Source organism: Acidobacteriaceae bacterium (genome assembly GCA_035944135.1).
Taxonomy (GTDB): Bacteria; Acidobacteriota; Terriglobia; order Terriglobales; family Acidobacteriaceae; genus Granulicella.
The window spans coordinates 649,669-674,087 of record DASZBM010000002.1; the positions used below are offsets into that span (position 1 = coordinate 649,669).

At 59.6% G+C, this 24,419-nt stretch carries 15 protein-coding genes and 1 tRNA gene; 11 read left to right on the plus strand and 5 right to left on the minus strand.

The genetic code is table 11. The annotated features are described in order from the left end of the window. Positions 1-23 precede the first annotated feature (23 nt). The 4 genes from hpnH (at position 24) to hpnA (ending at position 3,737) form a co-directional block, all read left to right on the plus strand. Entirely contained in the window at positions 24-1,172 is a 1,149-nt protein-coding gene (gene hpnH / locus VGU25_05445; protein ID HEV2576636.1) for an adenosyl-hopene transferase HpnH, read from the plus strand. 2 nt (positions 1,173-1,174) lie between these two features. Then, positions 1,175-1,633: a hypothetical protein gene (locus VGU25_05450; protein ID HEV2576637.1), complete on the plus strand. Its 459-nt coding sequence runs from the start codon at positions 1,175-1,177 to the stop codon at positions 1,631-1,633. A gap of 156 nt (positions 1,634-1,789) precedes the next feature. Then, positions 1,790-2,695, plus strand: coding sequence for an alpha/beta hydrolase (locus VGU25_05455; GenBank protein HEV2576638.1), 906 nt, complete (start codon positions 1,790-1,792; stop codon positions 2,693-2,695). 31 nt (positions 2,696-2,726) lie between these two features. Then, the gene (gene hpnA, locus VGU25_05460; GenBank protein HEV2576639.1) at positions 2,727-3,737 is read left to right on the plus strand and encodes a hopanoid-associated sugar epimerase; all 1,011 of its coding nucleotides are present in this window, start codon (positions 2,727-2,729) and stop codon (positions 3,735-3,737) included. Between the two features lie 125 nt (positions 3,738-3,862). On the opposite strand, the gene VGU25_05465 is transcribed toward hpnA, so the two are convergent. Together VGU25_05465 and VGU25_05470 are read right to left on the minus strand one after the other, a co-directional pair. After that, a complete protein-coding gene (locus tag VGU25_05465; GenBank protein HEV2576640.1) occupies positions 3,863-4,783 on the minus strand; it encodes a phosphatase PAP2 family protein in 921 nt (306 codons plus the stop codon). 180 nt (positions 4,784-4,963) lie between these two features. Then, entirely contained in the window at positions 4,964-8,557 is a 3,594-nt protein-coding gene (locus VGU25_05470) for a polysaccharide deacetylase family protein (GenBank protein ID HEV2576641.1), read from the minus strand. Positions 8,558-8,710: 153 nt separating this feature from the next. Here VGU25_05470 and VGU25_05475 point away from each other — a divergent pair, with 153 nt between their 5' ends. After that, positions 8,711-10,141, plus strand: a complete 1,431-nt coding sequence (locus VGU25_05475) for a glycosyltransferase family 39 protein (protein ID HEV2576642.1) — start codon at positions 8,711-8,713, stop codon at positions 10,139-10,141. 123 nt (positions 10,142-10,264) lie between these two features. On the opposite strand, the gene VGU25_05480 is transcribed toward VGU25_05475, so the two are convergent. From VGU25_05480 to serS, 3 genes are all read right to left on the minus strand, one after another. Continuing rightward, positions 10,265-10,966 carry an outer membrane lipoprotein-sorting protein gene (locus VGU25_05480; protein ID HEV2576643.1) on the minus strand — a complete coding sequence of 234 codons (702 nt, stop codon included), beginning with the start codon at positions 10,964-10,966 and terminating at the stop codon, positions 10,265-10,267. A 105-nt stretch (positions 10,967-11,071) separates the two neighbouring features. Continuing rightward, positions 11,072-11,458: a hypothetical protein gene (locus VGU25_05485; GenBank protein HEV2576644.1), complete on the minus strand. Its 387-nt coding sequence runs from the start codon at positions 11,456-11,458 to the stop codon at positions 11,072-11,074. Next, entirely contained in the window at positions 11,455-12,798 is a 1,344-nt protein-coding gene (serS, locus tag VGU25_05490; GenBank protein ID HEV2576645.1) for a serine--tRNA ligase, read from the minus strand. Before serS ends, VGU25_05485 begins: the two co-directional genes overlap by 4 nt. Before the next feature lie 190 nt (positions 12,799-12,988). Between serS and purH the strand changes: the two genes are divergently transcribed. From purH to VGU25_05520, 6 genes are all read left to right on the plus strand, one after another. Then, a complete protein-coding gene (gene purH, locus VGU25_05495; GenBank protein ID HEV2576646.1) occupies positions 12,989-14,566 on the plus strand; it encodes a bifunctional phosphoribosylaminoimidazolecarboxamide formyltransferase/IMP cyclohydrolase in 1,578 nt (525 codons plus the stop codon). Between the two features lie 102 nt (positions 14,567-14,668). Beyond that, a complete protein-coding gene (locus tag VGU25_05500) occupies positions 14,669-16,732 on the plus strand; it encodes a tetratricopeptide repeat protein (protein HEV2576647.1) in 2,064 nt (687 codons plus the stop codon). 42 nt (positions 16,733-16,774) lie between these two features. Continuing rightward, complete coding sequence (dgt, locus tag VGU25_05505; protein ID HEV2576648.1) at positions 16,775-17,941, plus strand: dNTP triphosphohydrolase; 1,167 nt, start codon at positions 16,775-16,777, stop codon at positions 17,939-17,941. 54 nt (positions 17,942-17,995) lie between these two features. After that, positions 17,996-18,071 (plus strand) — tRNA-Glu (locus VGU25_05510). Positions 18,072-19,373: 1,302 nt separating this feature from the next. Next, on the plus strand, positions 19,374-20,882 hold the full coding sequence (locus VGU25_05515; protein HEV2576649.1) for a DNA polymerase Y family protein: 1,509 nt from the start codon (positions 19,374-19,376) through the stop codon (positions 20,880-20,882). Next, on the plus strand, positions 20,875-24,096 hold the full coding sequence (locus VGU25_05520; GenBank protein ID HEV2576650.1) for an error-prone DNA polymerase: 3,222 nt from the start codon (positions 20,875-20,877) through the stop codon (positions 24,094-24,096). Before VGU25_05515 ends, VGU25_05520 begins: the two co-directional genes overlap by 8 nt. The last annotated feature ends 323 nt before the right edge of the window (positions 24,097-24,419 follow it).

Genomic DNA, 24,419 nt, shown 5'->3' on the forward strand with positions numbered 1-24,419 from the left:
GGCTGAATTTTGGAGGGTTTGAGATGGCTGTACCGGTATCGCAGGCGTGGACAGTTGCGACGTACGTGCTGAAACAAAAAATCAAGGGCCGCAAGCGGTATCCGCTCGTCCTGATGCTGGAGCCGCTGTTCCGCTGCAACTTGGCATGCGCGGGGTGCGGAAAGATTCAGTATCCGCCGCACATCCTGAAGGCGCAGCTGACGCCGGAGCAGTGCTTCAAGGCCGTTGAGGAATGCGGTGCGCCGATGGTGTCGATTCCGGGCGGCGAGCCGCTGCTGCATCCGCAGATGCCGGAGATCGTGGCTGGCCTGGTCGCGCGCAAGAAGTATGTGTACATGTGCACCAATGCGCTGCTGCTGAAGGAGAAGCTGCATCTCTTTACGCCGTCGAAGTACCTGAGCTTTTCGGTGCATCTGGATGGCGAGAAGGAGCATCACGATTTTTCCGTGTGCCGCGAGGGTGGATGGGACATCGCGATGGAGGGCATTAAAGCCGCCGTGGCTGCAGGTTTCCGCGTGACGACGAACACGACGCTGTTTGATGGAGCGGATCCGAATTCGGTGCGTCGGCATTTCGATCAGATGATGGAAGCGGGCGTTGAGTCGATGATGGTGAGCCCGGGCTATACATATGACAAGGCTCCGGACCAGCAGCACTTCCTGGGCAAGGCGCGGTCACGCAAGCTGTTCCGGATGATTTTGTCGAACCGCAAGAAGAGCTGGGAGTTCAACACGCACCCGCTGTTCAGCGAATACCTGATGGGCAAGCGCGATTTCGAGTGCACGCCCTGGGGTATGCCGGCGTACTCGATCTTCGGGTGGCAGAAGCCGTGCTACCTGCTGCAGGATGGCTACGCGGATACGTACCAGGAGTTACTGGACGCGACAGAGTGGGCGAACTACGGAGCGAAGAGCGGCAATCCGCAATGCGCGAACTGCATGGTGCACTCCGGGCATGAGGCGAGCGCGGTGGATTACAACTTCGGGTCGATCAAGGGATTTTTGACGACGGCGAAGAAGTACATGTTCAAGTCGATGTATCCAGACGATGGCGCGATGAAGATGCTGAACGAGTGGAAACCTGCGGGCCATGGGCCGCTGGTGCAGATTGCTGCGCCGGTTGTGGTGACGACTTCGGTGAATGAGAACCTGACCAGCGTGGCGGGAGACTAGCGATGTCGACAGCACAGCAGGAGCACGCAAAGATCGAGCAGTTGCAGCACGCTTCGCAGGACGAGCTGGAGGTAATGGCGGGGCGCGAGCGCGAGAACCTGGAGGGGTGGGTTCCGGAGCTGGCGAGCGAGCAAGAGATTCGCGAGGCGCTGGAGAAGGCGTTTGACTATCGCGGCGATATCACGATCACGCGGCGCGATGGCTCGGTGGTTGAGGGATACTTGTACGACCGGCGCAACGGCCTGACGCTCGCGGATTCGGTGGTGCGGATTATTCCGACGCCGAAGGAGGGCGCGCCGACCGAGCGGATGATGATTCCGTACAGCGATGTGGCGGGGCTGAAGTTCAGCGGACGCGATACGGCGGCGGGCAAGAGTTTCGATGCCTGGGTGAAGAAGTATTGGGAGAAGAAGGCCGCGGGCGAGCAGAACATCGGGATCGAAGCGGAGAAGCTCGACTAGCTTCCGCCGCAGTCTAAGGACAGGAACAAGCAACGCGATTCTCTCGTACTGTGATGCATGCTTCCTCGTTTCATCTGCATCATGGTTCTCGCGCTTTGGTTTCGGCCGGCGCAATGCGCGTCTTTGTCACCTGTCGTTCGTGGAGAGCATAACGTTGTGGTCAACGGGGTGCGGCTCTGGTACAAGGTTGCCGGATCCGGTCAGCCCGGCGAAGCTCCACTGGTGTATCTTCACGGCGGCCCGGGTTATAACAGCTACAGCTTTGAGAAGACCATCGGGCAGAGGCTCGAGCGGCACGTTCAGATCATTTATCTGGACGAGCGCGGATCCGGGCGCAGCGAACGGCCGTGGGGCGGAGATTACACGCTGAGCTCGTTTGTCGAGGACCTTGAGGGGCTTCGCAGCAGCCTCGGCTTGTCGCAGATTTCGATTATGGGCCACAGCTTCGGGGGGACGATCGCGCTGGAGTATGCAGCGCGCTATCCCAGTCATGTGCAGAAGCTCATCATTGTTGATGGAGCGGCGGACCTTCCGGCAGCTTTCGGAGTCTGGCGACAGGAGATAGAGCAGCGTTATCCGCAGGAGTGGGCCGCAGCGTTGAAGAGCGCGGCCGGGGCGCAGATGCTCGCGGCCGAGAAGGGAAGCGACGCCTGCGCTGTCGCGAAGCCTGAGTTCAATGTGGAGATGAGTGTGCTCCAAAAAGTCGACTCAAACGAGTTTCATCATTGGCAGCAGTTCCACGATCAGCGGTTTGAGAAAGAGCAAGAGGCGCTTGACGCAAGCAGCGGACTGAAGAACACAGGCGAGATCGGGCGCATCTACTTTGATTCGACAAGCCAGTTTCCGTGCTATCGATTCGCGCAGGCGTCAAAGCTGACGATGCCAACACTGGTGATTGCAGGCAAGTACGATGGCGCCATCGGGGTCGAGCAGATGCGTGCACTGGCTGCCAGTGTTAATGGTTCACAGTTCGACGAGTTTGATCAGAGTGGTCATTTCCCATATGCGGAAGAGCCGAGCAAATTCGAGCACGATGTCTTGGCTTTTCTGGCGCAACGGTAAGGATCGAGTTCCACTCGTATGATGAAGAGCGATGAAGATTTTCATTACGGGAGCCACTGGATTTGTTGGGTCGCATGTGGCGAGGATGGCGGCGGAGCAGGGGGCTGAGATTCGGCTGCTGACGCGCAAGACTTCGCGAATAGAGAATCTGCCGAAGAATGCGGAGGTTGTGCACGGGGACCTGCGCGACCCGGTGAAGTTTGCGGCGGCGCTGCGCGGGTGCGATGCGCTGATTCATGTGGCGGCGGATTACAGGCTGTGGGTGCCTGATCCCGCGGAGATGTATAAGGCGAACGTTGACGGAACGCGGGAGCTGTTGAAGTTGGCGCGCGAAGCGGGCGTGCGGCGCGTAGTGTACACGTCGAGCGTGGCGACGATGGGGTTTCGCAAGGATGCGTCGGTCGTGGATGAAGAGACGCCGGTGAGCGAAGCGGACATGATCGGCCACTACAAGCGGTCGAAGTGGATGGCGGAGCAGGAGGCGATTGCGGCGGCGCGTGCGGGGCAGGAGGTTGTGATTCTGAATCCGACGACTCCGGTGGGCTCGATGGATGTGAAGCCGACGCCAACGGGGAGGATCATCGTCGATTTTCTGAATCGCAAGTTTCCGGCGTATGTCGAGACAGGGTTGAACCTGGTTGATGTTGAGGAGATTGCGCGGATGCATCTTGCGGCGCTTGAGCGCGGCCGATTTGGCGAGCGCTACATTCTTGGCGGAGAGAATCTCACGCTGAAGCAGATTCTCGACAGGCTGGCAGCGATGACGGGGTTGCCGTCGCCGACGATGAAGGTACCGCATGGGGTGGCGATGGCGTTTGCGTTCTTCGACGAGACGGTGACGGGGAAGCTGCGCGGCAAGGAGCCGAGGGCGACCGTTGAGGCCGTGCGGATGGGGAAGAAAATGATGTGGGCGAGCTCGGCGAAGGCGGAGCGGGAGCTGGGGTGGCGGGTGGTTCCGGTGGACGATGCGCTACGCCAGGCGGTGCGGTGGTTCGTCGAGAAGGGCTATGCGCCGAAGCCGCCGCAGATGGCTTCCGTTTGATAGGAGCTGCTGAACTCGTCGAAAGTCGGTAGCGTACCTCAGCGGCTAAAGCCGCGCCGATTCCGCGGCATCTACGGCACGGCTGAAGCCGTGCCCTTAACGAAACCGAGCTCTTCTGGGCGCTCTTATTGCGTTGGCTGGTTGCCGTGGTGGCGGTAGATGGGGTGGTGGTGGTGGGCGCGGACTACGTAGTGGCCGATCATCCAGCCGGCGGCGGAGCCGAGGAGGACGTCGGTGGGGAAGTGTTTTTCAGCGAGGACGCGGTTGAGGGAGGTTGCGGTCGCCGCGGTGTAGAAGGCGGCCTGCTTCCAGGGGCTCGGGTACTCGGCTGCCATGACGGCAGCGGCGGACCATACGTTGATGGAGTGGCCGGAGATGAAGGAGGAGTCGATGCCGGCGGAGGTCTGGTAGAACTTGCCGTCGTAGTTGGTCGCGGCGGTGGGCCGTTCGCGGAAGGTGGACAGCTTGATGACCTCGTCGAAGATGTAGGCGTCGACCATGGCCTGACCGGAAAGGAGGCCAGTCTCCTGGATGTGGTCGTTGTGGGTGAAGAGGCCGGTGCCGTACATGGTTACGGAGCCCGCGATGTAGCCGTAGAGGAGGTCGTAGGAGACGTTGTCGTTGGCGTTGTTGAAGCCGGGGTCGTGGCTGACAATGTTGCGAGCTACGTGGCTGTCCTGGGAAAGGGCGACGCCAGTGGCGGCGGCCATGGGGAGGATCCACTTGAGGTCGGCGGGGCGTATGTAGATGGGCGAGGTGAAGATGCGGTACGTGTCACCGGCGATGTTGAGCGGAACACGGACGAGCGTGACGCGTGGGTGCGGGATGTCTTCGAGGGGAACCTTGCCCTGGCCGTGCGGCTTGGCGGTGATGAGCGAGGACGGCGCGTTGGGCAGATTGGCCTGAGTGGCCGGGTTTGTCTGGGGCTGCGGGGTTTCCTGTTTCGGTGCGGCAGTTTGGGGCTGCGGCTGTTGAGTGTCCTGTGCGAGAAGAGCGGGGGCGAAGAGAAGAAAGGCCGTAAGCGTAATGCGGGCGAAACCGAACATATTGTTTGTGATGCGGGTGGATGGGGGGTTGCAGGGGATGATGAACGAAAGTTCATGCGCGGTAGGGATGGGGCGCAGCGAAGTGGATCGTCTGCGGGGACGACGGCAAAAAGCAACAGCAAAGGCGCGGATTCCCGACGGGAATGACAATCAGAAACGCAAGAGCAAGGCGGAACCGGGTTACTGCTGTGCGAACTGTTCGGCCGCTTTGGACATTTTGGCGGTGCGTTCGAGTTTGTCCCAGTTGAAGGGCTTGCCGTCGATGGCACGCTTCACGGTTTTCAGCAGCACCCAGGAGAAGAGCTGGCGGTAGGTGAAGCGCTGGATCCAGATGTGAAAGAGTAGCCAGCCGTCGCCCTTGCTGGCGGGATGTTTGCGCTCGAGCATGAAGGCAAGGCCGGAGGCGGCAAAGTCGATGACGAGGAAGGCGCCGAAGAAGACGAGCAGCTTGACGAGGTCGGCGGAGCTGGTGGTCTCGGGGTGGAAGTGTTTGTCGATGAAGTAGTGGATGACGCCGGCGACGAACATGAGATCAATGAGCGGCGAGACGAGGGGGAGCAGGATCTGGAAGATGAGAATGTTGGGAAGCGCGAAGAGTCCCATGGCGCGGCGGTTGCGGATGGCGCCGCGGTGCTTGTAGAGGGCTTGCAGAATTCCGAAAGACCAGCGGAAGCGCTGGCGCGCGAGGCCGTTGGCGTTGATAGGAGCTTCGGTAAAGGCAAGGGCCTGATCTTCGTAGATGACCCAGTACCCCTGCTCGAGGAGGCTCATGGTGAGGTCGGCGTCTTCGGCGACGGTGTCGGGGTGATAGCAGCCGCCTGCTTTGACGGCCGCGGTGCGCCAAGCGCCGATGGCTCCGGGGACGACGGTGACGACGTCGAAGAGATCGAGAGCGCGGCGCTCGAAGTTTTGCGAGGTGATGTATTCGAGCGCCTGCCAGCGGGTCCAGAGATTGACGCGATTGCCGACCTTGGCATTGCCGGCGACAGCGCCGATGCGCGGGTTGGCGAAGTGGCAGACGAGGCGCGAGATGGCGTCGTGCGCGATGACGCCGTCGGCATCGATGCCGATGTAGACCTCTTCTTCAGTTTGTTGAAGGGCGAAGTTGAGAGCTTCAGCTTTGCCGCCGTTGGGCTTGGTGAGCACGGTGACGCGGCCTTGTTCGATCTCGCGAGCGTAGGTTTCGGTGGCGACCTTGTAGGTGTTGTCGCGTGAGCCGTCGTCGATGACGATGACGCGGAGCTTTTTGTAGTTGGACATGAGCACCGAGCGGATGGTGCGTGCGATGACCTTCTCTTCGTTGTAGGCGGGGATGAGGACGGCGACGCGTGGAGCGTAGGCGCCGGTCGGGTCGTCGTGACGTTTGCGGAAGCGATCGATGAGCGCGCAGATTCCGATGACGATGAGGCGCAGGCTCATGAGGAAGTCGCCGACGAAAAAGACGTCGATGACGAAGTGATTGAAGAAGGAGATGAAGAAGAACGCGACGGAGTCGACGGCGGCCTGGTACTTCTGGTGGCGCGTGAGCGGAGGCATCACCTCAGCGCGGGTTTTGCCGACGAGCTGGGAGACCGGGACGATGGTGTAGCCGTGAGCGCGAAGGGCTTCGATGAGTTTGGGTAGAGCGTCGACGGTGGGCTGGCGATTGCCGCCGCCGTCGTGCATGAGGATGATGGAGCCGCGCATCCAGGTTTTGGTGTTGGCGAGATCGATCTGGTGGAAGACGGAGTCGATGATTTCCTGGGGGGACTTTCGCGGTTGCTCGCTCCAGTCGTCGGTGTCTATTTTGTCGCCGACGATGGTGTAGCCGAGCTGTTGGATGTGCTCGACTGGCGCGGCCTGGTCATTGGTGTCGGGCTCCTGATCGATGGAGTACGGCGGCCGGAAATATACGGGCTGCACGCCTAGTTTGGCCGCGAAGAGACGCTCGGTGAGGTTGAGCTGGAGGTCGACGGAGCGCTCGGAGATTTCGCTGATGTCCGGGTGTGTGAAGGTGTGATTGCCGATCTCGTGGCCTTCGCGGTAGACGCGCTTCATGATGCTGACGTTGTCTTCGGCCTCTTCGCCGATCATGAAGAAGGTGCCGACGACGTGGTAGCGCTTGAGGATGTCGAGGATCTTCGGCGTCCAGGTGGGATCAGGCCCGTCGTCGAAGGAGATGGCGACCTCTTTGGGGTGATAGCCGTATTGCGAGACGGTGTACGGGAGCGGGTAGGAGTCCATCGATTCGGAGACGGCTGAGAGGTACTGCGATGGGATGGTCTTGTCGTCGTCCATCGTGATGGTGCGATGACCATTTTGCGGCGGCTTGGTGACGCGGAGGATGTCGCCGTCGCCTTCTGTGTCGACGTCCCAACCGGGCGCGATGTCGGTGAGCGCCTTAGTGGGATCGACCTTGAGCGGGTTGTCCCAGATGTTCCAGATGGAGGCGTCTTCGGAGCCGAGGCGCCAGAGGGCGAACGTCTGCAGGCCGAGAGCGCGGGCGACGCGCATTTCGTTCAACGCGCTGACGGCGTCAAGCAGCCAAACCTGGTGGCGGACGTGCTCGTCTTCGTCGACGTAGGCGAAGTGTGGGTTGAGCGAGGGATCGTCGAGCTCGATTTTGGCGTCGGCGTCGGAGGCGGCCTGCCAGGCTTCCTGCGTGGACATGTAGACGGCGTCGACGTCGGTTTGCTCGGGCGGCGCCGATGGCGTTTTGACGCGGCGCGTCATGTGCTCGCGGGTGCGTCTGGTCTCGGGAGTTGGCGTCGGCGTTGCGGCGGTGGCGGGGAGAGGTGTGGACCAGTCGTAGGCGTAGTTTCCGATGGAGCAGATTATCTTTTCGCGCGGAACGGCGGAGAGTGCGGTGCGGAGGTTGTTCTCGAACCAGTCCTGACCGGCGATGGGGCCGGGCTGCGTGCCGGTCTGGTGCTGGTCGTAGTCCATGAGGACGACGCCGTCGGAGTTGCTGGCGATGAAGGAGAGCTGCGCGGGTGGAGTGCTGACGGGAACGTTGACGTAGAGGCGCAGATTGCGCGGGTGGAAGTCGGCGTAAAGCGCGGCGATGAGGGCGTTGTAGTTGGGCTGGTCGTTGGGCCCGAGCGCCTGGAAATCGAGCGTAAGACCGCGATAGAAGGTGTTGGCGGCGAGGAAGCGGTCGACCTGGCGGACGAAGTTGGCGCGGGCGTTGGGGTCGGCGAGGAACTGGCCGACGTTGTCCTCGAAGGCACCGTCCTTGGGGTTGTAGTTGTTGACCATGGGGAAGATCTCGGTGTCTTCCTTGGCGGAGGTGATGACGTGGGCGACCTTGTTTTCGCGATCGACGCCGTGGACGCCGGCGTTGTCGACGACGGGGAAGGGTGTGTTGTCGGCGCTGAAGGCGGTTAGATTGCCGTCGGGCGTGATGACGTGGAGCCACTCGGGGAAGAGGAGGTCGATCTCCTTGATGTGCTGCTTCAGGGAGGCGTAGCTGGCCGGGTCGACGTCGGTGTAGAAGGCGGCGCGGAGACCCTCTGTCGTGTTGAGGACGACGTCAGAGGGCTTGAGGTCGGTTTTGCGGTGGGCGGAGCGATTGAGCTTTTCGCGTGGGGTCAGCTCGGGCGCGGGCGGGTTGGACAGGGCGCGGTAGCGCTTGGCTGTGGACTGCAGATCGAGGCCGTGCATGGGCCGAATGCGCAGCAGGCCCACGATAAAGAGGATGCCGGTGATGGCGCCGAACAGGGCAAGAAGATCAAAGACCCTCCGTAATCGCTTCCAGCGCTTTCGTTGGGGGTCGTAAAAGACTTGTTTCGGCATCAGATGTTTCGATTCGTTCCTCGGCGATAAGGCCCATGCTATTGAGCAAGTTATCCGCAGTCAACGTGACATGAGATGCGGGGTGAAGGGCTACCAGAGTGCTGAAGGTATGATGCGGAAGACATGCGGAGGTTAGCATCCAGCGGAGTAGCGGTGCAGCCCCAACCAGCAGGCCGGTTGGGGACCCCGGTGGCAATGGCCGTGGCGGTGGGATTTGTGGTGCGCGCCCTGTTTTTATGGCGGCATCCGCTGTTCAGAGGCGATGCACTGGTGTATGGAGAGCTGGCGCGCCACATGATCAAAGAGCACGTTTATGGGCTGATTGATGCTGGCGTGTTGAAGCCGACGCTGATTCGACTGCCGGGGTATCCGCTGTTTCTGGCGGCGTGCTTTGAAGTGTTCGGGGATGCGAACTATCTGAGCGTGTTGTGGATGCAGGTGCTGATAGATCTGGCGAGCTGTGGGTTGATTGCGGGAACGGCGGCGAGGATTGCGGGAAAGCGCGCGGGCATGTGGGCGTTGTGGCTGGCGGTTTTGTGTCCGTTTACGGCGAACTATTCAGTGGTGGTGGTTCCGGAGTGCGTGAGTATTTTTTGTGTCGCGCTGGCGTTTTATGGGCTGGTTCGGTGGGTGGAGGGGTGGAGAAGCGGGTTTGCGGGGATGAAGTGGGCGGCGCTCGTGGGTGTGGCGCTCGCGGCCGCGGTGTTACTGAGGCCGGACCAGGGGCTGTTGGCGGTCGCGGTTGTGCCGGCGATGTTGTGGGTCGGGCTGCGGGGTCGGGGAGGTGACCGCCGGGTGAGAATAGCGCCGGCGGCGGTTGCGTCAGCAATGGTGGCGCTGCCGCTGTGTCTCTGGGCGGTTCGGAACTGGCGGGTGTTCCACGTTGTGCAGCCGATTGCGCCGAAGTATGCGAATGATCCGGGCGAGGAGGTGCCGTATGGATTCATGCGGTGGTACCGGACGTGGGCGGTTGGTTTCCCGTCGACGGTTAAGGTGTATTGGGAGTACGACGGCGAGACGATCTCGATGAACGATTTGCCTCGCAGGGCGGTTGATTCGGCAGAGCAGCGTGCGGAGACCGCGCGGATTATCGCGCAATATAACCAGGAGTCGGCTTCGACACCGCAGGTGGATGCCGAGTTTGCGCAGTTAGCGGAGCAGCGTGTGCGGGCGAATCCGTTGCGCTATTACGTGGAGTTGCCTGTAGGCAGATTGCTGGACATGTGGTTTCGTCCGCGGATTGAGTACATGAAGATTCCGCTGGATTGGTGGAGGTTGCGGCTGCATCCGTGGGGATCGTTGCGGGCGTATGGGATGGGCGCGCTGAACGTTTTTTATTTGGGGATGGCGTGTGTTGGGGTGTGGATGTGGCGGCGGCGCGGCGGCGTGGTTGTGTGGTCGATGGCTGCGTTTGTGGTGTTGCGATGTGCGCTGCTGTTGACGATTGATAACTCGGAGCCGCGATACACGATGGAGTGCTATTCGGTCGTGATTGTGTTGGCGGCGATGGCTGTTGGGGCAGAAAGGCATACCTCAGGGGCTAAAGCCCCTGAACTCTTGCAGGCAGATGAGACGCGAGCCTAAAGGCTCGGGGTACCTGTTCGTGGCTGGGAAGGAAAACAAAGGCAACGGCAGAAGCAGAAACAGAAGCAGATCCCCCGCGGGGATGACAGCAAGAAAGGCAAAGGCAATGGCCACCCGGAGCCGTTAGTGGGTGATGACCTGCGCTTTGGAGGAGATGCTGTAGGGCTTCTTGCTGATGCTGCTGTTGAGACGGATGTTGGAGTAGCTGGCGGTGCGGCTGTCGAGGTTGGGGGCGTAGAAGATTTGCTTCAAGGAGACGCCGCGCGTGGGATCGATCCAGATGGTGATGTGCGTGAACATGTTCTTCACGCTGGGGTCCTTGCTGACGAGATCGAGCTTTTCCGTCTTGACGCCGTCGATCGTTTCGGGGCCCTGGTCGGTGATGTCCCAGGAACGAGCGAGATCTTTGCCGCTGCCTCCGAACCCGAGTGTGAGGAAGCTGTCGTAGCGGGCCTGGTTGGCGCCGGCTTTGAAGAGGTCCACCTGGTTTGTGCCGAGGGTGAAGATGCGAAGTGTGCTGCCGTCGAAGTTGACGATGCGGGCAGGAGTGCTTGCGGGCTTGCCGGATGGATCGGTGTTGTAGAAGACGGCTCCCATCTGTTCTCCGGAGCCGGCGCGCTCGACGTAGATGGACCCGGTTTCGATGTCGTGATCGTTTACGACGCGGGTGAAGTTGTCGTAGCGGACATTTGCCTGCGCGTTCTTGAAGTGCGCGCTGGCGGCGTCCATCTGGTCGAGGACGGATTTGAGCTGCGGGGATTGCGCAGAGGCCGCGAGTGGTGCAATGACGAGAGCGGCGGCGAGCGAAAGATAGCGAAGGTTCATGAGAGATCCTCTGAGCCGGCGTTTTGTTTCCATAGTCTTAGATGGCGGCGGGTCTCAAAAAAAGCAGATTCCCTCCGGGAATGACAACAAAAAAACACAGCCAGATCACCTGTGCACGGTTACGTCGTAGGCGACGGTGTGGCCGGCGGTGTCCTCGACAGGGGTGATGCGGTCGATGGTGACGGGGCCGGAGTAGGGGACGATGATCTTCCTTGCGGCGTCCTCGAGCGCGGGACCGGTGGCGCCGTGCAGCTCGGCGGCGCGAACGGTGTAGATCAGGCGTTCGGCGCCGGCGTTGTAGCCGGCGTGGCGAACGAGGACCTGCGTGGGTTGCAGGTCTACGTCGGGGACGGGGCGGTCTTTGAAGTCGATGAAGCGAGGTGCGGCGAAGAGGAACAGAAGGATGAGCGTGACCATTACGTCGTAATGGAGGCTGCCGCGCTCGTAGGTCCAGAAGAAATAGTCGCGGAAGAGGCGGGCTGGATTACTCATGCGATGCCTCGAACGCTTTGGCGCGTGATGACGGTCTCGCCGTTCATGTAGGGCTGGAGGGCGGCGGGAATGCGCACGGAGCCGTCGGCCTGCTGGTAGTTCTCGAGGATGGCGAGATAGGTGCGGCCGACGGCGAGTGCGGAGCCGTTGAGGGTGTGGACGAAGTCAGCTTTGGCCTGCTTGCCGTCAATGGCACCGCCGGGTTTGTACTTAATGTTGGCGCGGCGGGCCTGGAAGGACTCGAAGTTGGAGCAGGAGCTGATCTCGCGGTAGGTTTGCTGGCCGGGCAGCCAGACCTCGAGGTCGTAGGTCTTCGCGGAACTGAAGCCCATGTCGCCGGTGCAGAGGAGCATGCGGCGGTAGGGGAGCTCGAGGATTTCGAGGATGCGCTCGGCGTCGCGGGTGAGGCGCTCGTGCTCCGCGTAGGAGTCTTCGGGGCGCGTGAACTTGACGAGCTCGACCTTCTGGAACTGGTGCTGGCGGATCATGCCGCGAGTGTCTTTGCCATGGGAGCCGGCCTCGGAGCGGAAGCAAGGCGTGTAGGCGGTAAAGCTAATGGCGCCGGCGTTGAGGTCGATCACTTCGTCGCGGAAGATGTTGGTGACGGGAACTTCGGCGGTGGGGATGAGCCAGTGGTCGGACTCCTGCAACTCGCCGGTGAAGGGGCCGCGGTCGTCGCAGTGGAAGAGGTCCTGCGCGAATTTTGGCAGCTGCCCGGTGCCGAAGAGTGACTTCGAGTTCACCATGTAGGGCGGAAGGACTTCGGTGTAACCGTGCTCGCGTGTGTGGAGGTCGAGCATGAAGTTGGCGAGTGCGCGCTCCAGGCGGGCTCCAGCGCCGTAATGAAGGACGAAGCGAGCTCCGGAGATCTTTGCGGCGCGGCCAAAGTCGAGAATGCCGAGCTGTTCGCCGAGCTCCCAGTGCGGCTTGGCGGGAAAGTCGAACTGAGTTGGCTCGCCCCAGGTCTTTTCGAGCTTGTTGGCGTGCTCATCGCGGCCGACGGGGACGGAGTCGTGCGGGAGATTGGGGATCTGCTCGAGGAGCGTGCGCATCTCGAGGTCGGCATCGTTGGCCTTGGTCTCGAGCGCAGCGATGCGGTCTTTGAGTGAGGTGGTCTCGAGGCTGATCACGGCGACGTCTTTGCCTTCGCGCTTGAGGCGGCCGAACTCCTGCGATAGCGCGTTGCGCTGTTGTTTGAGGGTTTCGACTTCGGTAATGGCGGAACGACGGGCAGTGTCGAGCGTGGCGAAGTTGGCCAACAGGGAAGTGTCGGCGCCGCGCTGCCGCAGTTTTTCTTCGACCAACGCGAGGTTGGCACGCACGAAGGCGAGATCAAGCATATCCCCGTTATTTTAGCTGGCGATTGCGAGGATTGCGGCGGAGATGGTCTTGTAACCCACTCATGCACGATAAAGCTGCGCATGAATGGGGCACCCGGCACGGCTAGCGGCGTTTGTGCCTCCAGTTTTCAGTTGCCAGTTTGCAGTTGTGAGTTAAGGCATTCGCGACGCGGATAGAATCAGATGTGGCATGAGTGATTTGAAGATTGTGCGGCGTGCTCTGTTGTCGGTTACGGACAAGACAGGGCTGGTGGAGTTTGCGAAGACTCTGAGTGGGCTGGGTGTGGAACTGGTCTCGACGGGCGGAACAGCCAAGGCGCTGCGGGATGCGGGTCTGGCGGTGAAAGACGTCAGTGAGTTGACGGGCTTTCCGGAGATGCTGGGCGGACGCGTCAAGACGCTGCACCCTATGGTTCACGGGGGGATTCTGCATCGGCGTGAAGATCCGGAACACGTCGCGGCGGTCGAGGAGCATGAGATTCCGGCGATCGACATGGTGGTGGTGAACCTGTATGCGTTTGAGAAGACGGCGGCGAAACAGGGCGTGAAGTTCGAGGAGATCATCGAGAACATTGATATTGGTGGACCCTCGATGTTGCGGTCGGCGGCGAAGAATTTTGAGGATGTCGCGGTTGTGTCGAGCGTGGAAGACTATCCGGCGATCGCAGACGAGATGCGCGCGAATGGCGGGGCGCTGAGCCATAAGACGAGATGGAGATTGGCTCGCGCGGCATTCGCGACGACGGCGGCGTACGATGCCGGCATTGCCTCGACTCTGGAGTTGCTGCCTGATGAGCCGGGGAGTGTGGAACGCAGTGCTGAGTTTCCGGAGAGGCTGCGCGTGTCGGCGGCGCGGAAGACGGTGCTGCGGTACGGAGAGAATCCTCATCAGAAAGCTGCGGTGTATGTTGACGGCTCAGGGTTAGGTATCGCGGGCGCGGAGCAATTGGGCGGCAAGGAGCTGAGCTACAACAACCTGGTTGATCTGGATGCATGCTGGGCACTGACGAGTGAGTTTGAAAATACGGCAGTCGCGATCATCAAGCACACGAATCCGTGCGGGGTTGGACAGGGAACGACGGTGCTGGAGGCGTATCAGCGAGCGCTTCAGGCCGATCCGGTGTCTGCATTTGGCGGGGTGATTGGGATCAATCGGACGGTCGATGCCGAGGCAGCGGCGGAGATTGCGAAGCTGTTTGTGGAGGCGATTGTGGCGCCGGAGTTCAGCCCGGAGGCGCTGAGTGTGCTATCCGCGAAGAAGAATTTGAGGCTGCTGCGGATCAAGCCGGCGAAGGTTGACCGGGTGTTGAAGCAGATCTCGGGAGGCTACCTTCTGCAGGAGGAGGATGCCGCCCCAACGACAGCCGAGACAGTGAAGGTCGCGACCGAGCGAAAGCCGACGAAGGAAGAGATGGAGGCTCTCCTGTTTGCCTGGAAGGTGTGCAAGCACGTGAAGTCGAACGCGATCGTCTATGCGAGGCTGGAGGGCGGGTTCGGCCAGACGGTTGGGGTTGGCGCGGGGCAGATGAGCCGGGTGGATGCGGCGCGGTTTGGGGCGATGAAGGCGGTGCTGCCGCTGGAGGGGACGGTGGCTGCCTCGGATGCGTTCTTCCCATTTCCGGATGGGGTGGAGGCTATTGCCAAAGCAGGGGCTACGGCGATCATCCAGCCTGGGGGATCGGTTCGTGACGCGGAGGTAGTAGAGGCGGCCAATCGCCTGGGTATCACTATGGTAATGACGGGGTTAAGGCACTTCCGCCACGGATGACCGGAAAACCCGTCCCAAAGGGCAATATCGCATCCAAATTTTGTAGACTACAGTCTAACGATGCAGCGGGTGAATTCGATTAAGACGGCCCAGGACGTGCCAATGACCAAGATAATCCTCAGCGCAACCCTGGTTATGGGTTGTGTTCTCATGCTGCCTTGTGCGGCCGCGAGGGCTCAGAGTGGTGCACCGGCGGCGACGCCCGCGCCCGCACAAGCGCAACCTGATCACGCGTCCTCTTACTACCACTATGGTTTGGCGAAGATCTACGAGAACCAGGCGGTGGCGAATGGCAGGCAGGACCTGGCAACTCAGGCGATTGAGCAGTACAAACTTGCGCTTGAGGCAGATCCGGATTCAGGAATGCTTGAGGACGGACTGGCCAACCTGTACTTCCGGTTGGGACGAATTCGCGAAGCTGTTTCGGCCGCGCAGGAGCAGATTCAGAAGCATCCGGATGATGTCGATGCCCACATGCTGCTGGGGCATGTGTATTTAAGGTCTCTTGGAGACGGGCAGAATCCGCAATCAGGCGAGATGCTGCAGGCGGCGATCAAGGAATACGAGACGATCGCGAAGCTGAAGCCAGACGATGTAGAAACGCATCTGCTGCTCGGGCAGTTGTACGGGCTTGCTCACGACTCGGCGAAGGCTGAGGTAGAGTTCAAGGCGGCACAGAAGATTGACCCGAACTCTGAGGAGGTCGTGCTGAGCATCGCGCGGTTGTACTCGGAGCAGGGAGACCTTACTCGCGCAGCGAAGGTGATCGAGGGCGTACCCGCCGACGATCGAAGCGCGCGCATGGATTTTGCACTCGCGGGAATTTACGACCAGCTCAAGCAGCCGAAGAATGCGGTGAAGGCTTACCGCGCGGCCGTGGAAGAGGATCCGGATAATGCGGATGCGAAGCGAGGATTGGCAGCGGCTCTGCAGTCCTCCGGGCAGATGGATGAGGCGGCAAAGGTCTATGCGCAAATCCTCGGAAGCGATCCTGAGGATGCGCAGGCCCTGATCCGTGAGGCTGATATTCAGCGGCAGCAAGGGCATTACGAGCAGGCGCTCGCGACGCTGAAAAAGGCGCAGGGCCTGGTCTCGGACAACACGGAACTAAGCTGGAACCTTGCGCTCACGTATGACTCGCTCGGGCGGTTTGATGATTCGATCAAGACGCTGAAGCAGTTGCTCACTGCGACTCTGCCACCAGATGGAAAGTACACGGACGCGGACCGGAGCAACCGGGCGCTCTTTCTTGATCGGTTGGCGATTGTGGCTCGTGAGGCAAACCGTACTGACGATGCGGTCGCCGCGTACAAGGAGATGGGGCAGCTGGGCGGCGATTACCAGGCGCGCGGAGCAGAGGGCGTTGTAGACGCGTATCGCGATGCGCACAACTGGAAGGCGGCTTTTGATGCCGCCGCTGCGGCTGCCAAGGCGATGCCGACCAACCATGATATTCAGTTGACCTACGCGCGCCAGCTTGCTGACTCAGGCAAGGTGGACGAGGGGTTGAAACTGGCGAACGCTCAATTGACTGGGACGCCGGACGATCGTGACGTGTTCTTTACGATCGCGGATATGGATGTACGCGATAAGCGCTGGAAGGATGCCTCCGAGATTCTGGACAAGGCCGATGCGCTGGCAACGAAGCCAGAGGAGAAGGCGTTTGTAGCCTACTACCGCGGGACCGTCGCAGAGCGGCAGAAACTTTTCGATCAGGCGGAGATTGAATTCCGCAAGGGATTACAGTTGGCGCCCGACTTTGCGCCCATCGAGAACTATCTCGGCTATATGCTGGCGGAACGTGGGCAGAAGCTGGATGAGGCCGTGACGATGCTCAAGAAGGCTGTCACGTTCGATCCGCAGAATGGCGCCTATCTGGATTCGCTGGCGTGGGCCTACTACAAGCAGGGTCAGTATGCGCTCGCCGAAGACTTTGAACGCAAGGCGGCGGTGCGGATGTCGAACGATCCCACGGTGTTGGATCATCTGGGAGAGATTGACGCGAAGACCGGCAAGTTGTCGCAGGCGATCGACGAGTGGCAGCACTCGTTGCAGCAGTATGCGACCTCGCTCGCTCCGGAGGCGGATCCTGCCGATGTTGCGAAAGTGCAGCACAAGCTGGAGAGTGCTCGGGTCAAGCTGGCCCACGTGAACACGCCGAAGTAACGGGTGAATGCGGCTCATCCAAAGGCGATTAGACTGAACTCGGTGAGATTCGATCTGCACGACTGCGGCGTTTTCGGCGCCGAAGAGCGTCGTCTTGCGGTGCGAGTATTTCCGGCACCGGCGGGTGATGGCCGCTCTCCATTTGAGCGGGATCGCGACCGCATCGTGCAGTCGCGCGCGTTTCGCCGACTGGCGGGGAAGACGCAGGTCTTTACCAGTCGAGCCTCAGATCATTTTCGCAGCCGGCTGACGCATACGATTGAGGTCGCGCAGGTCGCGCGGCAAGTGGCTGCGGCCCTGGGGCTCAATGCAGATCTCGCTGAGACGCTGGCCTTGGCGCACGATATCGGGCATCCGCCGTTTGGCCACGCGGGCGAACGTGCGTTGGATGCATGCCTGCAACGGTACGGATTGCGGTTCGACCACAACCTGCACGCGCTGCGGATTGTTGAACATTTTGAGCAGCGATACGCGGGTCACCGGGGACTCAATCTCACACTTGCAACGCGCGAAGGGATCATCAAGCACTCGCGCGACTACGAGGAGAGCTCGCATCCAGAGCTCGCGGAATACTTGCTCGACAAGCGGCCACCGCTCGAGGCGCAAATAATTGATCTCGCGGACGAGATTGCGTATTTGACGGCAGATCTCGACGATGGAGTTGAGTCAGGACTGCTGGAAATTGACCACATTATCGAGCATGTGGGAATCCTGCGGCGCACGTACGAAACGGTCCGACAGGCTCACCCGAACGCCGAAGAGAAATATGTTTTCCACGACGCTCTTCAGAGCATGCAGAAGGCATTGGTCCTGGATCTTGTGCGGCAGACGGGCGAAAACGTTCTGGCGAGCAAAGCGAAGAATCTGGAAGACATTCGCGCGCTGCCCGAGCGTGTAGCGCAACTTTCACCGGAGGCAGAAGCCGAGCGCGCGGAGGAGAAGCAATATCTGTACGACACGCTGTATACGTGTCCGCTGCTTGAACAGGAGCATGTGAAAGCCGCGGCTGTTGTTACGGAGCTCTTTGAGTTTTGGATTCGGCATCCAGAGCAACTGCCGGAGTCATACGCGCATGAGATCGAGGCTGACGGAGCGCCGCGGGTTGCGGCTGATTACATCGCCGGCATGACGGATCATTTCATCGTGGACCAGCACGCGGAGGCGCGGGCGTTTGTGGGGTCTGGAGCGGGCGCGGCCCGGTTGGGATGAACAATTGCGGTTAGCGACTGAACACCCAACGATAGCGTAGAATTAGAGAGTTGCGTCCCCGTCGTCCAGTGGCCTAGGACATCGCCCTTTCACGGCGGTAACACGGGTTCGAATCCCGTCGGGGACGCCAAAGTCTTACACTCCTCCGCAATTCCCCCTAATTCATTCGATCCATACGGTCAGTTGACCCGTCAGCATGCCGCGGCAAGCCCATTTGCCCCAAATGTGAGGCACGTTGCCCTTATATGGGCAAATAGGCGAAGATAAGGCGAATGAAAGGGCATGCATATCTCGTCAGCCAAGCAATTGAGCATTCCTTAGCGACGCGTGTTCCGGCTCCGTTTGCCGCCGTAGTTCGCACGGTGGAGCGCGCGGCGTTCGGGATTGCTTCTGTCGATGCTGTTGCGCAGGGGGGTGCACCTCTGGGCGCTATTACAGAGTTGGTCGGACCCTCGTGCTCGGGCCGGACCACGGCTGCACTTCGTCTGCTCAGCCGGTTCACCGCCGAGGGAAGCGTATGTGCATGGGTGGACGTTTCCGATGCCTTTAGTCCGTCGTCCGCGGCTGCGAACGGTATAGACCTGCAGCGGTTGCTTTGGGTGCGTTGCGGCGCTTCAGAGCGACCGCATGGCGCTCTAAACGAGATGTATCCAGAAGTATCCACTGCAGGTGTTGCGTGCTCTTCGCCACAAGCTGCGGGCGGCAATAGCCCGCATCCGCGCACGGAAGGCAGGAACATGCCTCAGGCTATTCAGGCGATGCTCGGTGCACATGGCGGACTGCTGGATCATCAAATGCGCCGCGAACGGAAGGCCGTAGGAACTCCTGGGGCCGCTAACCGTCCTCTAATGGCGCGCGCCGTTGATCGGCAAGAGCAGATTCCTACGGATCGTATGCCATCGCGACGGGACGTTCAGGTTGCCATTACAGCGCGTTGTGCAGAGCCGCAGCCGCGGCGAGTTATCGGGCAGCCTTTTTCCAGACAACAGCGCGCAGGGAAGCCTGAAACCCAAACAAGAGACCGAGCAGCGCGCCCGGGTGCACCCTGGAAGGCGCTGGATCAAGCACTGCGGGCGACGGACCTTCTGCTGGCAAACGGTGGCTTTGCATCCATTGTGTTCGATCTGGGAAGTACGACGCCAGAATATGCGTGGAGGATTCCGCTGGCCACGTGGTTTCGCTATCGTGCTGCATGTGAACGCAGCAGGTGCAGCCTGGTGTTACTCACACAGCATCCCTGCGCACGCTCTAGTGCAGGTCTTGTTGTGCGTTTGCAGCCAGCCATTATGGAAGCGGATGGGGCGGTTGTGACAGGTGTGCGCTTTCAGGCTGAGGCCGAACGGAACCGCTTTGTTGAACAGCAGGCGCGTGTGGTTCCTATTCGAAAAGCACCTCAATCTGAGTGCGCAGGATTCTGGAAAAGTGAGGTCGTATGGGCCTGACACCTGTCTATGTGTGCATCCACGTGTCGGAGTTTCCTGCACAGGCTTTGCTGCGTCTGCGCCCGGAGCTGAAGGGACGTGCGGTCGTTGTAATGGCAGGTGATCCGCCGTTGGAGGAAGTGTGTAGTGCGAACCCGCATGCCTTGCGGCTCGGAATTGCGCATGGCATGACCAAGACGGAGTTGGAAAGCTTTCGCGGTGTATGTGTGCTACGTCAATCTGCGACGGAGGAGCGCAGCGCACGGAACGTTGTGATGGAAGTCGCGTCTGGGTTTACACCTCGCATTGAAGTACCGCCTGCGCGTGGCTCGGCACTGGATGTGGTGCTCGATATGACAGGCACCGATCGTATCTTCGGTCAGGTGCAGGAGGTTGTGGCCAAGATATCAAGGGCGTTCGTAAAGCTTAGGTTTTCAATGCGTATAACTGCCAGCGCCAATTTTCATACGGCTTTGTGTCTTGCACCTATGGCGGCAAAGCCCATCGTTGTGCCGCCGGGACAGGAAAATGAATACCTGAGAAACCTTCCTCTCGCGGCGCTTCCGCTGACGGAGCAGCAGGTGGAGACGCTTGAGCTATGGGGATTGCGTTCTTTGGGAGAGCTTGCCTGCTTGCCCGAGAAAGAGCTGGTAATACGTCTGGGGCATGAGGGGGAAAAGCTTCGTCTGCTGGCGCGAGGTGAATGCCGGCATTTGATGGTCCCGGAAGAAGCTCCACTCACACTTGCGGAGTACATCGCGTTCGATTCGCCGGTTGAGCTTTTGGACTCTCTACTCTTCGTGCTTGGTCCGATGCTCGATCAGCTACTTGCCCGAGCACGGAATCGCGCACTTGCCTTAGCCAGCATTACGATTTCGCTTGGAATAGATGGAGGTGGGGAGCATATACGCCTGCTCAAGCCGGCACTTCCGGTCTCACAGCGTGATGTGTTGTTGAAACTCATCTATTTGGATTTGCAAGGGAATCCTCCGCCAGCGGGTGTGATGTCGGTTTCGCTCAAGGCTGAACCCGGCGACCGCAGTAAAGTGCAGCTCGGGTTATTTGCCCCGCAGACACCGGAACCAATGCACTTGGATGTAACTTTGGCGCGTGTTGCGGCGCTCGTTGGAGAGGAGCGCGTAGGACGCGCCCGATTACTCGATTCACACGCTCCCGAAGCTTTTGTAATGGAGCGTTTCACCGTTCCCGATTCTGCCACGGTAAAGACAAACGAAGAAAAGAGATCGATTACTGCGTTGCGGCGCTGCCGTCCACCAGTGCGCCTTACGGTGAGGTTCGATGAGTCACGACCTGCTGCATTCTCTTTTGCGGGTAAACGCTACATTGTGCAGAAAGCTTTCGGGCCCTGGCGCAGAAGCGGAGACTGGTGGTCGCCGAGTGTATGGTCGTTTGAGGACTGGGATGTGTGTGCTGCCGATGTAGGTGGAGACACATTGGTTTGCATTCTGGCGCACGATCTTCTTCGCCATCACTGGCAGATAGAAGCTCTGTATGACTAAGCCAGCCGAATACATCGAACTTCATGCCAGTAGTGCATTCAGCTTTTTGGAAGCCGCCTCGCAACCTGAGAGCCTGGTACGCGCTGCTGTAGAAACTGATATGCCTGCCATGGCATTGCTGGACCGCAATGGTGTTTATGGTGCGGCACGCTTTCATAGTTCAGCGAAGCTCAACGGCGTCCAGGCGCATATTGGTGCAGAGGTAGCGGTTCGCGACATGGGCGCACGTGTGCAGCCCCCGCTCTGGTTGCCACATCAACACAAGTCAGAGCCTTCCCGTTTGCCGCTGCTCTGCATGACTCAGACTGGCTACCAGAACCTTTGCCAGCTCATTACACGTTTCAAGATGCGCGAGGAGACAAAATGCGAAGGGGCTGCTGCACTGAATGATCTGAGCGAGTTTTGTGACGGCCTGCTTTGTCTCACCGGTGGCGAGGAAGGGCCACTTGCTGCGGCGCTTGCGGATGGCGGCGAAATGGCAGGCCGTGAGTGTGTCGAGCAATTGATCCGAATCTTTGGGCGTCACAACGTCTATATCGAACTGCAACGCCACGGCAACCGAGCAGAAGAGCAACGTAACCAGGCGGCTTTGCGTATCGCAAACAGCTTGAGACTGCCGATCGTAGCGACAAACGGTGTTCGATACGCCACTCAGTACGAGCGCGAAATTCTGGATGTGCTGACGGCGATCCGCCATCGCGTGCCGCTCGATAAAGCCGGCAGGCTGTTGCAAACAAATTCGCAGCGTTATGTCCGCAAGACGAGCACGATGGGGCGAGTCTTTAAGGATTTGCCCGAGGCTATCGAAAACACTCTCATGATCTCGCAGCGATTGCAGTTTGAGCTTCACGATCTCGGCTATGAGTTTCCTCGCTATGACACGCCTACGGGCGAGCCGATGAATGTTTTTCTTCGCAAACGTGTGGCTGAAGGCATTGAAAGCCGGTATAGGCCCAAGCGCGATCCAGCTTTGCACGCTCGTGCCAGACAACAGGCCGATCACGAGCTGGCGCTGATCGAAAAACTTGGTTTTGCTGGTTACTTTCTCATTGTGTGGGACATTGTTCGTTTCTGCAAAAGGAACGACATCTTGATTCAAGGGCGAGGAAGCGCAGCGAACTCCGTGGTCTGCTATGCACTGGAGATTACCGCGATTGATCCGGTAGGGATGGAACTGCTCTTTGAGCGTTTCCTCAACGAGAACCGGAACGAATGGCCGGACGTTGACCTTGATCTTCCTTCAGGCGACAAGCGAGAACAAGCGATTCAATACGTGTACCAGCGTTATGGCGAACTTGGTGCGGCGATGACGGCCAACGTCATCACGTATCGAGGAAAGTCCGCTGCACGTGAGGTAGGCAAGACTCTGGGGTTCGATGAAGAGACGCTAGGGCGTCTCTCTGGACTCATCGGACATTGGGAGTGGCGCAAGAAGGACGAGACGATAGGTGACAACTTCCACCATGCGGGCTTTGACATAGGTCATTGGCGCATCGCCAAGTATGTTGAGCTGTGCGAGCGGATGCAGGACATTCCACGGCATCTCGGCCAACATTCCGGCGGCATGGTGATTTGCCAGGGGCGCCTCAATAAGGTGGTGCCCCTGGAACGTGCGTCCATGCTAGGACGCAGCGTGGTGCAGTGGGACAAGGAAGATTGCGCTGACCTGGGTCTGGTTAAGATTGACTTGCTTGGCTTAGGGATGATGGCGGTTCTGAAAGATTGTCTTTCGCTAATCCCCGCGCACTACGGTCAGCCTGTCGATCTGGCTCAACTACCGCAGGACGACAAGGAGGTATATGACACTCTTTGTGAAGCGGATACGGTTGGGATGTTCCAGGTGGAAAGCCGTGCACAGATGGCCTCGATCCCTCGCAATGAACCTCGGAGGTTTTATGACCTGGTTGTGCAGGTGGCCATCATTCGTCCCGGACCCATCGTTGGCAAGATGATGCACCCATATATGCGACGGCGACAGAAAAAAGAGCCTGTCACATATCCGCTACCAGAGTTGGAACCGGTATTGAGACGCACGTTGGGTGTCCCGCTGTTTCAAGAGCAGCTTTTGCGAATGGCGATGGTGGTCGGCAACTTCTCGGGTGCGGAAGCGGAAGAACTGCGCAAAGCTGTCGGGATGCGTCGGTCCTGGAAGCGCATGGAAGAGCTGATGGTAAAGCTCCGCGCAGGCATGATGCAGAACAGGATTGCGCCAGCGACACAGGATGAGATTGTGCAGAGCATTCAGTCGTTCGCACTGTATGGGTTCCCTGAATCCCATGCGGCCAGCTTTGCGTTGATTGCCTACGCTTCAGCGTATTTCAAGGTGAAATACCTCGCTGCATTCACATGCGCCATGCTGAACAATCAGCCGATGGGCTTCTATACGCCTGCTGTGCTGGTGAAAGATGCTCAACGGCACGGCCTGCGGGTCAAGCCGGTGGATGTGCAGAGATCAGGCACGTGCTGCACGGTTGAGCACGAGCCAGAAGGCTTACTTTCTCTGCGACTCGGTTTGAATTACGTTCGAGGGTTGAAATCGGAAACTGCGGCTGCTCTTGTCCAGACGCGCTTAGAGAGTGGAGCGTTTCTTGGTGTTGAGGATCTCACATGTCGTGTCCCTGCCCTCAGCCGTAGCGACCTTGCGCAACTCGCGCGTATCGGTGCTTTGAACTGGCTGGATGGCGTCGAGCATCGGCGTGATGCTATCTGGCAGATCGAAGAGGTCAGCAAGCCAATTGGGCCTCTACTCAAACGGGGGGCAGGAACAGAACCGACAGGTGCGTCCCCATTGAGGCGTATGCACACAGAAGAACGATTGGTGGCCGATTACTCAGGGACAGGGCTAACCGCCGGCCATCATCCGATGGCGTTCAGACGGGCAGAGCTACGGCAGACAGGTGTTCTTTCTGCGCGTGAGTTAAGGGAACGTCCGGATGGTACATACGTTCGTGCGGCAGGAGCCGTCATCGCGCGACAAAGGCCGGGTACTGCAAAAGGCTTCATCTTCCTGTCCATGGAAGATGAGACAGGTATAGCAAACGTCATCATTCACCCTCAGCTGTATGAGCAGGATCGCAGGATCGTTACGAGCGGGAAATTCCTGAAGGTGTGCGGCAAGCTCCAGAATCAGGACGGCGTTGTGCATGTAAAGGCTGAGCGCCTGGAGCACCTGCACATTCCATCCATTGCGCTTCAATCTCATGATTTTCACTAGCGGTGACGATTCGACAAATCCAGGTGTAGCAAGACCTTCGGTCAAGACGGCGGAGACCGGGTTCTCCCGTTTGATATAACTGATTAGTGTCAGAGCGGTGATCAGCTGTCGACGCACCGGCGTATGCCAACGAATCTCAAACATTTGATTGACATCCAACAGACGCCCCATGTAGGTTGATGTACCTATGAGAGACCGTTCTCCCAAACGGTTTCCGGTGGGGTTGTGGGAGTTCAGGGGATCAGGAAGGAAGACTGAATGAAGACCGCGACGATGGTTAGCAAGATTCACGATGCAATTGAGGCCGGTGAGGGGCTCCTGCG

Excerpts from the sequence above, each read along its gene's own strand:
- VGU25_05465 (HEV2576640.1), bottom strand. The coding sequence starts at position 4,783 with ATGTTCGGTTTCGCCCGCATTACGCTTACGGCCTTTCTTCTCTTCGCC.
- hpnA (HEV2576639.1), top strand. The coding sequence starts at position 2,727 with ATGAAGATTTTCATTACGGGAGCCACTGGATTTGTTGGGTCGCATGTG.
- hpnH (HEV2576636.1), top strand. The coding sequence starts at position 24 with ATGGCTGTACCGGTATCGCAGGCGTGGACAGTTGCGACGTACGTGCTG.
- VGU25_05485 (HEV2576644.1), bottom strand. The coding sequence starts at position 11,458 with ATGAGTAATCCAGCCCGCCTCTTCCGCGACTATTTCTTCTGGACCTAC.
- VGU25_05450 (HEV2576637.1), top strand. The coding sequence starts at position 1,175 with ATGTCGACAGCACAGCAGGAGCACGCAAAGATCGAGCAGTTGCAGCAC.
- purH (HEV2576646.1), top strand. The coding sequence starts at position 12,989 with ATGAGTGATTTGAAGATTGTGCGGCGTGCTCTGTTGTCGGTTACGGAC.
- VGU25_05520 (HEV2576650.1), top strand. The coding sequence starts at position 20,875 with ATGACTAAGCCAGCCGAATACATCGAACTTCATGCCAGTAGTGCATTC.
- VGU25_05470 (HEV2576641.1), bottom strand. The coding sequence starts at position 8,557 with ATGCCGAAACAAGTCTTTTACGACCCCCAACGAAAGCGCTGGAAGCGA.
- serS (HEV2576645.1), bottom strand. The coding sequence starts at position 12,798 with ATGCTTGATCTCGCCTTCGTGCGTGCCAACCTCGCGTTGGTCGAAGAA.
- VGU25_05480 (HEV2576643.1), bottom strand. The coding sequence starts at position 10,966 with ATGAACCTTCGCTATCTTTCGCTCGCCGCCGCTCTCGTCATTGCACCA.
- VGU25_05515 (HEV2576649.1), top strand. The coding sequence starts at position 19,374 with ATGGGCCTGACACCTGTCTATGTGTGCATCCACGTGTCGGAGTTTCCT.
- VGU25_05500 (HEV2576647.1), top strand. The coding sequence starts at position 14,669 with ATGACCAAGATAATCCTCAGCGCAACCCTGGTTATGGGTTGTGTTCTC.